At 51.9% G+C, this 11,760-nt stretch carries 11 protein-coding genes; 5 read left to right on the top strand and 6 right to left on the bottom strand.

What is annotated here, in order from left to right; translation table 11 throughout:
• Positions 1-39: 39 nt before the first annotated feature.
• Positions 40-240, bottom strand: coding sequence for a hypothetical protein (locus ACZ5BW_RS06575; RefSeq protein ID WP_464543465.1), 201 nt, complete (start codon positions 238-240; stop codon positions 40-42).
• Between the two features lie 21 nt (positions 241-261).
• On the opposite strand from ACZ5BW_RS06575, the gene ACZ5BW_RS06570 reads away from it, so the two are divergent.
• From ACZ5BW_RS06570 to ACZ5BW_RS06555, 4 genes are all read left to right on the top strand, one after another.
• Complete coding sequence (locus ACZ5BW_RS06570; RefSeq protein WP_464574207.1) at positions 262-510, top strand: hypothetical protein; 249 nt, start codon at positions 262-264, stop codon at positions 508-510.
• A 388-nt stretch (positions 511-898) separates the two neighbouring features.
• A complete protein-coding gene (locus tag ACZ5BW_RS06565) occupies positions 899-2,344 on the top strand; it encodes an amino acid permease (RefSeq protein ID WP_464543463.1) in 1,446 nt (481 codons plus the stop codon).
• Positions 2,345-2,359: 15 nt separating this feature from the next.
• Positions 2,360-4,075, top strand: coding sequence for a glycoside hydrolase family 13 protein (locus ACZ5BW_RS06560; RefSeq protein ID WP_464543462.1), 1,716 nt, complete (start codon positions 2,360-2,362; stop codon positions 4,073-4,075).
• A gap of 104 nt (positions 4,076-4,179) precedes the next feature.
• Positions 4,180-4,677 (top strand): hypothetical protein, encoded by a 498-nt coding sequence (locus ACZ5BW_RS06555; protein WP_464543461.1) that lies wholly within the window; start codon positions 4,180-4,182, stop codon positions 4,675-4,677.
• Positions 4,678-4,829: 152 nt separating this feature from the next.
• On the opposite strand, the gene ACZ5BW_RS06550 is transcribed toward ACZ5BW_RS06555, so the two are convergent.
• The 3 genes from ACZ5BW_RS06550 to ACZ5BW_RS06540 form a co-directional block, all read right to left on the bottom strand.
• Positions 4,830-5,504 (bottom strand): PEP-CTERM sorting domain-containing protein, encoded by a 675-nt coding sequence (locus ACZ5BW_RS06550; RefSeq protein ID WP_464543460.1) that lies wholly within the window; start codon positions 5,502-5,504, stop codon positions 4,830-4,832.
• A 398-nt stretch (positions 5,505-5,902) separates the two neighbouring features.
• Positions 5,903-6,409 carry a hypothetical protein gene (locus ACZ5BW_RS06545; protein ID WP_464543458.1) on the bottom strand — a complete coding sequence of 169 codons (507 nt, stop codon included), beginning with the start codon at positions 6,407-6,409 and terminating at the stop codon, positions 5,903-5,905.
• Between the two features lie 114 nt (positions 6,410-6,523).
• A complete protein-coding gene (locus tag ACZ5BW_RS06540; protein ID WP_464574205.1) occupies positions 6,524-6,676 on the bottom strand; it encodes a hypothetical protein in 153 nt (50 codons plus the stop codon).
• 144 nt (positions 6,677-6,820) lie between these two features.
• Between ACZ5BW_RS06540 and ACZ5BW_RS06535 the strand changes: the two genes are divergently transcribed.
• Complete coding sequence (locus tag ACZ5BW_RS06535; RefSeq protein ID WP_464543456.1) at positions 6,821-9,892, top strand: AAA family ATPase; 3,072 nt, start codon at positions 6,821-6,823, stop codon at positions 9,890-9,892.
• Between the two features lie 178 nt (positions 9,893-10,070).
• Here ACZ5BW_RS06535 and yut read toward each other — a convergent pair whose 3' ends face one another.
• Entirely contained in the window at positions 10,071-11,036 is a 966-nt protein-coding gene (yut, locus tag ACZ5BW_RS06530; protein ID WP_464543455.1) for an urea transporter, read from the bottom strand.
• A 75-nt stretch (positions 11,037-11,111) separates the two neighbouring features.
• Positions 11,112-11,753 carry an urease accessory protein UreG gene (gene ureG / locus ACZ5BW_RS06525; protein ID WP_464543454.1) on the bottom strand — a complete coding sequence of 214 codons (642 nt, stop codon included), beginning with the start codon at positions 11,751-11,753 and terminating at the stop codon, positions 11,112-11,114.
• Positions 11,754-11,760: the final 7 nt, after the last annotated feature.

Below are 11,760 nucleotides of genomic sequence, written 5' to 3'. Positions count from 1 at the left end.
AGCCTCATTCAACGCAGGATTTGCCACAGAAGCCTTAAATTACTGCTCGTCTATCCACGCACGGGCTTCTGCATTAGCCGCCCGGTATGCTTCCTCTTCATCCCGCAGGGGCTTGACGAAGCTTTCGTAGACTACTATGCCTTTGTCATTCAACACCCTGTAACGCCCATTCCATAAACCGCTTGCATCTTCCCACTCCGATGCGGTAATGATCGTGTATCCCTTGTAATCAGTATTCATATCGCCTCCACAGGTAAACTGATGATGATAGTTGCCAATCGTCGTATATCCATGTTCTCTGTCCTCACTCAGTTGGAGACAGGCGTGATGGCAAACGTTCGATACGAGGAAGCACTCCGGGATATGACGCAGCCTTCTGCAAACCCGCGGCGCAGCGCGAATCTTTCTCGTCGTCCGCAAGCCCGGGAAAAAACTCCCGATGAGGATGACGAGACGCAAGGGATGTGGATGGTGCAGAAGGATGATCCGCAGCAGCACGTCGAAGACTGACCAAACGGGGTGATCCTTTCTGCATTTATGCCTTTTCGGGAGAAAGCGCCCGAAACGTCTCATTATGGCCCTTGAAGAATTTTGAAGAGAACGACCGGATGCTTGTCCAGCCGCATTGCAGCAGGCGGAAACGCTCCCTGTTGTCCTGGCCGACGTGCTCAGGAGATTGATCAGGCGATGAGCTTCGCTCCTCCACCGAGCCACGAATTGCCGCCGCCCCACGCATTCCTGCGATAATTCTTCCTCATTCAAGCCGCTTTCCCTGCAGCATTTTGGTTTGCAGCGGCCTGCTGGTTTAAAATAACGATCTTGCCCGTAACCGCCGAGCTTGAGCGAACCCGGTCAAAATCCAACTGAAATCCTTTGCGTTTATTACTGGAGAAGCATTGTGCTGTTTGAGCGTGTCAAACCTGTGGCTCACATCCTGGAATCGGCTGAAACCCGAGGGCTCAAACGACAGCTTGGCGCATTTGATCTGACCATGCTGGGAATCGGCGCCGTCATCGGCACCGGCATCTTTGTGTTGACTTCGGTTGCCGCGGACAAGGCAGGCCCGGGCATGATGTTTTCCTTCCTCATAGCCGGATTCGTCTGCGCGCTGGCCGCCCTCGTCTATTCCGAAATTGCAGCCATCGTTCCGGTAGCAGGATCCGCCTATACCTATTCTTATGCGATATTCGGCGAACTCGCTGCATGGATGGTCGGCTGGGCGCTGATTCTGGAGTATGCGATCGCCGCAGCGGCGGTAGCCGTGGGCTGGTCCGGTTATATCAATGGCTTCCTGAACGAAATAGGCTACGGGCTGCCACTGGCACTGACGGCAGGACCGGCGGACATGATTGTCGGGCTGGATGGCACAACATCGGCAGGAGGATTCAACCTGCTGGCATTTCTGGTGTCGTTGTTCGTTACCGTGCTGCTGGTCATGGGCACAACAAAAAGCGCGAGGTTTACCGCAGTTCTGGTTATCATAAAGATGATCGCACTTACCGCATTTATCGTTCTCACCCTGCCGGCAGTAAATTCCATAAACTTCCAACCCATGCTGCCCAACGGATGGGGCACACCGCTTTCAGGAGTGGGAATCCTGGGGGCTGCTGCATCCATCTTCTTTGCCTATGTCGGATTCGATGCCGTTTCGACCGCAGCCGAAGAAACGAGCAACCCAAACCGTAATGTGCCGATAGGATTGATAGCTTCATTGACAATTTGCACCATCATTTATCTTGTCGTCGCCTACGCCGCGGTGGGAGCAGTGGGAGCCCAACCGGGAGGTGATTTGTCCCTCTCCAAAGAACCGCTGGCATTTGTGCTGCGCGAGGTCGGTTACCCAACCATAGGCAACTGGGTGGCTTCGGCGGCAATTGTCGCACTGCCCTCTGTCGTGCTCATGATGCTCTATGGACAGACCCGCGTCCTCTTCACCATGTCTCATGACGGATTGATGCCCGGCATTTTTTCTCATGTACACGAACGCTTTCACACCCCCCATATTGTCACCCTGGTCACCGGAACGGCTGTCGCGCTGTTCGCTGCCATGTTCCCGGTAGGCATGCTGGCCGATATTTCCAATTCCGGGACACTCTTCGCTTTCTTCATGGTTGCTCTGGGCGTGATGGTCCTGCGACGCCGTGCACCCGATCTCCATCGGCCTTTCAAGACCCCTATGCTGTGGATGGTGGGTCCCTTAGCGATGGGTGGCTGCGGTCTGCTGTTCGTGAGCCTGGGGTGGGAGACAATCAGGCTATTCCTTGCATGGGCAGGTATCGGCCTGATTATCTATTTCGCTTATGCCCGCAAGCATAGCCACCTTGGAAAACAGCAGTCAAATTAATGCTTTCAGATTAAAATGACCAGCATGCGTTTCAAGCCCGCTACCACAATTTCCGGTCCACCCGCCAATTCCATGAGTCGCCCTGCCCTTGACAATTTGAATGCCGAAGGCGAATGGTGGAAGAAAACCACCGTTTACCATGTCTATGTGCGTTCTTTTTACGACTCCAATGGCGATGGAATCGGAGATATCCAGGGCCTCATCGAAAAACTGGATTATCTGGATGATCTCGGATATGAAACAATCTGGGTGTCGCCCTTCACACAAAGCCCACAAAAAGACTACGGCTACGACACCAGCGATTACCTCTCCATCTCTCCCGAATATGGCGATATGCCGCTCTTTGAGAAACTGGTTGAAGAGGTGCACCGCCGCAACATGAAACTGGTATTCGACCTGGTGCTGAATCACACTTCGAGCGAGCATTCCTGGTTCACCGAATCCGCAAGCTCGCACGACAACCCTAAAGCCGACTGGTACGTCTGGAAAGATGGGAAAGGCAGAAAGGGTTTGAGGCCCCCGAATAACTGGCGCGCCATGGCGGGTAACAAAGCCTGGACTTACCACCCGCAACGGAAGCAATTCTATTACACCGCTTTCCTCCCTTTTCAGCCCGACCTGAACTACCACAATCCGGAAGTCAAACAGGCGATGTTCGACGTCATCAGATTCTGGCTGAACAAAGGGGTGGATGGATTTCGTCTCGATATCATCAGCGCGATCTACGAGGACTCCGAGTTGCGCAGCAACCCTCCCAGTCCCCGTTTGACCCCATCGGATAAATCGCTGTCCATCTTTTTCCAGAACCTGAAAAACAATTTTCTCCACGAAAAGAGCTTTGAATTCGCTATCGAGTTGCGGCGCGTTGTGGATGAGTTCGATAATCCCAAAAGGGTGCTTATCGGGGAATCGCATGGAGATGAAGCGCTGATCCATCGCTTCTGTCAAAACGACGGACAGCATGGGTTGCACGCTGTTTTCCTTTTCAAGGCCATTTCCACACCTTTCAAGGCGGAAAAATACCGTGAAATGCTGATGACATTCGAGAAGCATTTTCCCGAACCGCTGATACCTACTCTCGTCTTTGCCAACCACGACCGTAACCGTGTCATCAGCCGCCTGGGAGGGAGTATAGAAAAGGCAAAACTGCTGGCGCTGTTCCAGTTTACCTGCCGGGGGATTCCCTTCACCTATTTCGGTGATGAGATTGGCATACCTCGGGTAAGAATTCCCCTGAAAGACGGAAAAGATGCGATTGCCATCCAGCATAAATGGGTACCGCAGTTTTTGGTGGATCGCAGCAGTGAGATTCTCAATCGCGACGAGTGCCGTACTCCGATGCTATGGAATGAAAGGGCCAGGGCAGGCTTTTGTGAGAGCTCAGCAGAGCCATGGTTGCCGGTAGCAGACAGCTTCAGGGAAATAAATGTGGAAAAACAGATTTCGGAACCGCATTCCCTTCTCAATTTTTACAGGAAAATCATCCGACTCCGCAACAGGACACCAAGCTTGCATGCCGGAAGCCTCGAAATCCTGCACGACCTCTGCGACCGGAAAATTCTCGCTTACCGCCGGATATTCAATGAAGAGAAGCACACGGTGCTCCTCAACATGTCCCGCCAGCAGGTTAAAGCTCCCTTGAATAAACCAGTGTTGCTTTCCACGCATCCGCAAAGCCCCGTGCATCAATTACAACCTTTCGAAGGACGCATCATCAACGAATCGCATTGACAACACGCAGGAATCTTTCTTTCTCGCTGAGAAGGATGCGGACGAGTCCTGTCGATTCCATTTGAATGATTATTTTCAATATCTACCAGGAAGGAGTATGACTTGTGGTAACTTTTCAAGCTTTAACGCGCAACATCATTTCTGCAATCCTGCCTGCAATCCTCATGCTGCCGGCAGTGCTGCTGGCCGATGCAACCAGCAGGCCCCTCAAGGCAAGTGTCGAGACTCACGAACAACCGGGATTCAGGGCGGATTGTCCTTCCAAATTCGGCGGTACTACTACGGGTACCGGCAAAAGTACTCACATGGGCAAGGTTTCGCTCAAGGCCGATGATTGCATTACTCCGATGGAGGATCATTTTATTTTTGAAGGCGCATTCACCCTGACAGCGGCAAACGGCGATACCGTTACCGGCCTCTATAAAGGTGCATTTGTACCGGCCGATGATCAATCCAGGTACAACCTGACGGATGCGAAATTTGAAATAAGCGGCGGAACGGGGCGTTTTCGCGGGGCAAAGGGAATTGCGGAATTGAAAGGAGATCAGGATATCGCGACCGGCAAAGGAAAAATTGAAGTTGAGGGAACGATTTCATACTGAACCGGGATAACGGTGAAGGAGGAATCCTGCCCAAGTTCCCGGCGGCGGATGAATACTTACCATATGTCCCGAGATTCAGAAAATCCTCGCTGCCCCTCGTCGAAGGTTTTGGAATATAAAAAAACCCGCGTAGTGCGGGTTTCTTCGCTACTTCACGCTGATTGTTTTTGTTTTCGGCGTGCCATAAAGCCCATCAGGCCAAGGCCTGCCAGGAACATTGCATATGTTTCAGGTTCCGGGACTACTCCAGCCACAGGGGTCTGGGTCAGGGAAAACGTATAAGAATTCCCCGCGCCAGGGTCGAAAATGCTCAGATTGAAATATCCAGATTCTGTTGTTGCCCCTGCTGCTAAATTCCCAGTGAAATTTAAGCTTTGTGAGCCCGTCGGCTCGAAGGGAACAGGCTGACTAAAAGAGGGTGAATCCAACGTAAATTCAGGAGAGAATTCTGGCCCAATATCCTCGTTAGATGCGTCAAAGCTAGTAAACACAATCCCGTTAGCAGGGGCATTCTCTGGTCCTGCTAACTGCAAATGAAGGCCAGTAAATGGTGTATTTGTCCCATTTTTTATATCCTCCACTACGTTATAGGAGGAAAAACCGTTATCGGAGTATCCTACCGTAAACGTGTATGTTATGGCGCCAGCATTAGCAAATGTTGAAGAAAAATCAATTAGTTCAAAACTATCATCTATACTATTGAAAGAAAATGACCCAAGACCTGGGCCACTTGCCGTGACATCGGTAATGACAGGAGCAGCAGTTACGGTGGCAACTGATCCTCCAAAAATCATAGCAGTGATTAGAGATTTTGTTGTTACATTCATTATCTTCCTCCTAAAAATTAAACTTCCCTTCTTCTCTTGTTACTTACGCCGATCGTTAAATGCTAAAGCCTATTCGTCGACGTCCGAATGGCATCTTAGATAATCTGCATATATATTGAGAAAAGCAGGCGATGAGGCCACTTACAGCTCCTCGTTCTGTCGCTGTTCTCTCATGCACAAAATTTGTCGGTACAGCCTGAAATCGGACTGATTAATCCGCAAATCTTTTGCGTTCTGCTCGCTACTCCTGGCTTTAACGTATGGCGGAATCAACAAAATGAACGCCTATCCCGCCATGGTTGAGCTCATTGTCCGACCGATTATTTTCCTGGTTTTAATTTACGGCAATCATCAGACAGGATAATGATTGCCGGGATTTCTATCTTCTCCGCAACTTATTATTGAGAGACTTTGACCATCCTGCTGCGCAAGGAGGGGGGGACATCTTCTAAAAGAACAATGCGAGTTGTATTTTCTACTGCTTCACCGTGCCTTGGAGACTGCAATTTGACATCTATTTCATTTGTATCCAGTTTCCACATGGCTCCCGTTGCAGGATCAACGATGAGCCAGCCGATAACTCCTCCAAATACCAGATTGCCTGCCACATACCAGCCATTAACTTTTGTATCCACGGTAATGTTTTGTTCTGCAAAACCTTCTTTTTTGATGTTTACCGAGTACTTTTTACCGCTGAAATAACCCTTTTTCTTCTCGAGGGGCAAGGAGGTAGGCGTTTTGCCCTCGAATATTTTGGTGCCGGATTCATCCACAATCACGACAGTCGCCCGGTCAGGTGCGCTTCGAACATTCAGGGTTTCATGAGCACTGTTCCCCATGATGGTGGCGCAACCAGCCAGTACAGTCGAAGCGAATAAAACCGGTATTCCTTTCCACATCTTCATATTTCCCTCTTCTTCCTAACAATTGGTAAAATGTAATGCTTGAGCATGAGTTTGAGAATGTCATCCCATCCCGATAGAAAAGCAGGCAACATTCTCGGCTCTGCTCTGAGGCAGTTATTGATTATGGATAACAAGACAAGCAACGCTGCAACCTGCAGCAGACGTATCGAACTCGTCTGACGCAAGGTGAAAAGACAGCTTCTCCAGCTGATCCTCTTCCGAGGACCCGCTCACGCCGAACATGTCTATCAGATTTGCTTTCTTCATCACCGCTTCTCTTGATTATCCGAACTAGGATCGTGGAATTGAAAGGAAAAATCATAAAAATTCGGTTAAATATCGGTTAAATATTGCTCAGCTTATTTTTCTCAACCTCCTCCATAAGGCTTAAGATGTGCCAGGAGCAATGGAATGCAGACAACTTCCCTGGAATTCCATCCTTTCAGGCTGGATAAGACCAACGCGATCCTATGGCGCAACGATCAGGTAGTGCCGTTACGTCCGAAAAATTTCGCCATGTTGTGTTATCTGGCGGAGCGGACCGGCACCCTGGTGACCAAGGATGAGTTGCTTGACGCGGTATGGCAGCGCCGCTTCGTTGGAGAAGCAGTGCTGAAAGTATGTATCAACGAAGTGCGCCGGGCTCTCGGGGACAATGTTTCCGCTCCACGCTACCTTTTAACCGTCCCCAGGTGGGGCTATCGTTTCATTGCACCGGTTACTGAAGTCAAGTCGCAAGAGAAAGCGGAAGAAGTAATCTGCGCTGTTTTCCCCAAAAACCAGCGATCTGACAAGGCCACATACTGGATAGATCGCGCGTCTCCACAAGCTCGTTTGCTGGCAATCTGGCAGAAATCACTGGAGGGTTCGCGCCAGGTCGTTTTTGTCACCGGGGAAAGTGGAATCGGCAAGAGCACGCTGATCGAGATATTTCTCTCCGCAATATCCAATCAAAACCCGGGAGTCTTGCGCATGCGTTGCATAGAGCGCTTTGGCCAGGGTGAAGCTCTGCTCCCGATGATCGAGGCAATTGAAAAACGTTGCAATGCACCAGAGGGAAGAAAACTGGTTGAACTGTTATATCGTCACGCACCGGTTTGGCTTGCGCAATTGCCGTCCGTGCTTCGACCTGAGGAGCGTGTGGCGCTCCAGCAGGAGATTTTTGGCGCAAGCCGGGAACGCATGGTGCGGGAAGGTTGTGAACTGCTGGAAACCTTGAGCAAAGCACCCCTGATTCTCGTGCTTGAGGATCTCCATTGGAGTGATCATGCGACTCTTGATTTTTTAAGCTTGCTTGCGCAGCGCCATGTGACGGCATACCTGATGGTGCTCGCCACCTATCGCCCCGTCGATGCAAGCCAGCAGGTGCACCCGGTTACAGAAGTCCATCGGGATTTGCAGTTGAGGGGATTCTGTTCTGAAGTCGCCCTTGAACCGTTTTCCCGCAATGAAGTCAAGCATTACCTCACTCGACGTTCTCCAGGCATAAACATTCCCGATTCGATCAGCCAGTCACTTTTCATAAGAACCGGTGGACATCCCTTGTTCATATCCAATCTGATCGAATATTTGATAGACCAGCATCAATGGTCACCGTTATCACAGCAGATCGTGATCGATACAGCGCTGCCGGAAACGATTCGCCGCGTCATCGAACGTGAAATCGAACGGCTCAGTCCTGATGAACAGCGGGTGCTGACCGTGGCAAGTGTGGCGGGAATGCGGTTTAGTGTGAACCTGCTTTGCAATGTTCTGGGTATGGAAATCGCTGAAGCAGACCGTTGCTGTAACGGCCTGGCTAGACGAGGCCAGATATTGGTGTTCGATGGAATGGAGCAAAGCGCGAAAGGAGTTGTCGGAGGCTACTATGCATTCCGCCATGCCTTGTACCTCGAAGTCTTTTACCAACGGCTTTCTCCCTCTGAAACGATACGAATGCACCTTCGCATTGGAGAATGCCTTGAAGAAGCATACGGCGAGCAAAACGTGGAGCATGCAGGGGAACTTGCCCTGCACTTTGAAAACGGATGGGATTGGCTTCGCGCCATCCGCTATCTCGTGCAGGCCGCTGACAACAGCACCAGGCGCTTTGCCAATCGGCAGGCGCATGACTATCTGGTGCGCGCCGTTCGGATGATAGAACGCTTGCCTGATGAGCAACAGGCGAAAACAAGCATAAGCCTCCTCAAGCAATCAGCGGCTGTAAGGCGCTCAATGGGGGATATGGCGGGAGCAAAAACTGATCTGGAGAAAATGCTGGCGGTTGCCAAGGCTCTGGGAGACGGCCGGGAACAGGCTGTGGGACTCCTCGAATTAAGCCGCGTCCTTGTTTTGTTGAACCGTCTTGAATGTCTCGAGTTCGCGGAGCAGGCGGTCTCTGCTTCCACAGCGCTTGAAGACAAGGTTTTTCATTCAATTGTCAAGGGCATGTGGGGTGGCCTGAATCTGTTGCTCCGGCCATGGCGGGAGGATTATTCTGCCGCCTGTCACGAGTCTATGGATGTGGTGCGCGCAACGGGAAACCCCCTGGCTCTTCACTCGCGTTTGACTCAGCATATTTACGTTGAACTGCTCGCCTCGAATTACCAGGCTGCTGCGACGACAGCAGTCGAAGCTCTGGCGCTATCACGCGTAATGGGAGATGGCTACATGTTCATCGCGGGCCATTATTACTATGGCCTGACGCTGCTGCATAAGGGTGAATGGGGCAGATTGCGCGAGACCGCAGAGCAAAGCAGGCGCGCATTCGAAGGGCATGACGCTGGCTTGCTGCTTCGGTTGCATCGTCACATCCTGATGGGATGGTTGCATGTGGTAAGTGGTGATTTTTCGCGTGCTAAAGCGTATTGCGAGGAAGCGCTGTCAGAAGGCGTTGGTGCCTGGGCTGACTTTGTTTCGGTTCATTGTTCCGCAATCCTGGGAAAGGCCTTGTACGGACTGAAAGATTATGCTGGGGCCATTCGATGCTTCGACGCTTTTTTTCAGGCGGAAAAGAACAATGCTCTCCCGATATTCTCCAATTATTTCTTCCCTGCCTGCTTTGGAGTGGGAGAAACATGGCTTGCGCTGGGAAAATTGGATAAGGCGCGTCGCTATGCGCAGCGCTTATATGATCTTTCCAGTCGTCCGTCTGAACGCACCTATCTTGCACTCAGCCATCGCCTGTTTGCCGAGATTGCGATAGTGGAAGAGAGCTGGGACGAAGCGCATTCGCATATCACGGAGGCGCTCGAAATCGTGGAAAATGCGGAAATTCCCCTTGCCGCCTGGAGAGTGTACGCGACTGGAGAAAAACTGCATTATCGGCGGGATGACGTGAAAAGGATGGGTTACTACCGATCAAAAAAACAGGATGAAATCGATCAACTTCTCAACTCTCTTCAACCATCGGATCCTTTACGGAAACATTTGCTGAATCTTGCTGGAACCGATGGATCAGATTCTCTTTCATCGGTCAGATACAGCCCGCTCCAGGGAACCTAAGGTCCCTCACGGCCTCCGGCTTCCCATGTTCACAGCAAACCGATTGCCAATGGGCAATGGGCAATGGCGACAATCCGAGTCAATTCGGAACAGCAACGGCAGAAGCGGGCAAAAGTTTATTTTTCCGGACTATCAACTCCGGACTGTCAACTATAAGCGGGCCGACACTCTCCTCCGCTCACTCTTCTTCAGCATCCGGGTCGATCCAGTATTTCGACATTCCCGCGGCGAACAGGAACATCCACATGACCAGAACAAACGGAAACGTGAGAGTCGGCAGGCCTATGGGGGTAAGGAAGCTGGCAAGGCCTGCCTGGCATACAACCGTCATCACACCCGCCAGCACCGCGAGAGCGGCACTTTTCCCGCTGGGCTTGAGAAATACCCAGCCAATGGCCATCATCGTCAAAACCGGATTGAATGCGTACAGGCCCATTTCGATCGCATTCGGGTTTGCGTTCAGAAGGGTCGGGAAGATGATCCCGACGAAGGCGCCGCTTATTGCCATGAGGGCACCGCGCAGGGAAACAATGGCGATGCCAGCCAGAAACAGAATGCCGACTGTCACGCTGTCCGCGAACATGACTTCGCCCACTCCCTTGAACAGCGCGACGGGCCAGTTTTCGACGGACAGGCCGTCCGCGCCCGGAACAGCAGCAGGAATACCGGCAGCCGGCAAAACGGGACTGCGGGTGAAGCTTTCAAAACCATAGACCGCGACCAGGAACATCCACGAGGTCAGGACAAACGGGGCGGTCGAGGCTGGAACCTGGTAGGGGCGAAGGATTCGCATGAGAGCGGCCAGCACGACGCTCGATAATATCGATGCGAGGATGACGTACAACCATAACTGCGGAGAATGCTCCAGAAACAGGAACAGACAGGGGCCTACCAGCGTCCCATTGAAACCATACAGGCCGGCGTCGATATCCTTTTTCGAGAATCCCAGCAGATGGGCAGTCACCGTACTCGTGACTACTCCTGCGGTTGCCGCTGCCCCGGCAACCACTCCGCCGATGAAGAGAGCTATCAGGAAAATAAGGCCTGTCAAGGCGTTGCAGCAAAAAAATACCTGTCCAACACCTCTCAGAATCACCTGCAGGGGCTGTGGGAACGCGCTGTCGACACGGGATGCCCAAGTCATGATATGTGAAACCCTTGCAAAACTCTGGATGAAAGATGCAGTAACGCGCTTTTGCCGAGCCGCCGTAAGAGGGAATCAGGCGCGGTGCTGCTGCGACCGGACCTCATCCAGCAACCCCTGTTTCACGATGAAGTCGATTACCTGATCCACCCCCTCTCCCGTATGCAGATTGGTAAACACGAAAGGGCGGTCTCCGCGCATTCTCCTGGCGTCACGCGCCATGATCTCCAGATTTGCGCCGACATGAGGAGCGAGATCGATCTTGTTGATGATGAGCAATGCAGCGCGGGTAATGCCGGGGCCGCCCTTGCGCGGCACTTTTTCGCCTCCGGCCACGTCGATGACATAGATCGTGAGATCGGAGAGCTCGGGACTGAAAGTGGAAGCGAGATTATCACCACCTGATTCGATGAGAATAAGATCGAGTTCCGGGAAGTCGGCAGTCATGCGCGCTACGGCCTCGAGGTTGATGGAAGCATCCTCCCTGATGGCTGTATGGGGGCATCCGCCCGTTTCTACCCCCATCAGGCGCTCTGGAGGCAGCGCATCGGCGCGCAGGAGGATTTCCATGTCTTCCTTGGTATAGATGTCATTGGTGATGACAGCCATTTCATAATGATCGCGCATTCTCTTGCTGAGCGCTTCGCATAAGGCGGTTTTTCCGGAACCCACGGGACCGCCGATTCCGACACGAAGAGGATTAGGTTGTTCGTTCATTTTTCTG

The organism is Nitrosospira sp. TNL300, from assembly GCF_055385915.1.
Note: the sequence above shows the minus strand (reverse complement) of the source record. Positions and strands in the feature narration are given on the sequence as shown.

Excerpts from the sequence above, each read along its gene's own strand:
- ACZ5BW_RS06575 (WP_464543465.1), bottom strand. The coding sequence starts at position 240 with ATGAATACTGATTACAAGGGATACACGATCATTACCGCATCGGAGTGG.
- ACZ5BW_RS06570 (WP_464574207.1), top strand. The coding sequence starts at position 262 with ATGATGATAGTTGCCAATCGTCGTATATCCATGTTCTCTGTCCTCACT.
- ACZ5BW_RS06560 (WP_464543462.1), top strand. The coding sequence starts at position 2,360 with ATGACCAGCATGCGTTTCAAGCCCGCTACCACAATTTCCGGTCCACCC.
- ACZ5BW_RS06550 (WP_464543460.1), bottom strand. The coding sequence starts at position 5,504 with ATGAATGTAACAACAAAATCTCTAATCACTGCTATGATTTTTGGAGGA.
- ACZ5BW_RS06545 (WP_464543458.1), bottom strand. The coding sequence starts at position 6,409 with ATGAAGATGTGGAAAGGAATACCGGTTTTATTCGCTTCGACTGTACTG.
- ACZ5BW_RS06540 (WP_464574205.1), bottom strand. The coding sequence starts at position 6,676 with ATGAAGAAAGCAAATCTGATAGACATGTTCGGCGTGAGCGGGTCCTCG.
- ACZ5BW_RS06535 (WP_464543456.1), top strand. The coding sequence starts at position 6,821 with ATGCAGACAACTTCCCTGGAATTCCATCCTTTCAGGCTGGATAAGACC.
- yut (WP_464543455.1), bottom strand. The coding sequence starts at position 11,036 with ATGACTTGGGCATCCCGTGTCGACAGCGCGTTCCCACAGCCCCTGCAG.
- ureG (WP_464543454.1), bottom strand. The coding sequence starts at position 11,753 with ATGAACGAACAACCTAATCCTCTTCGTGTCGGAATCGGCGGTCCCGTG.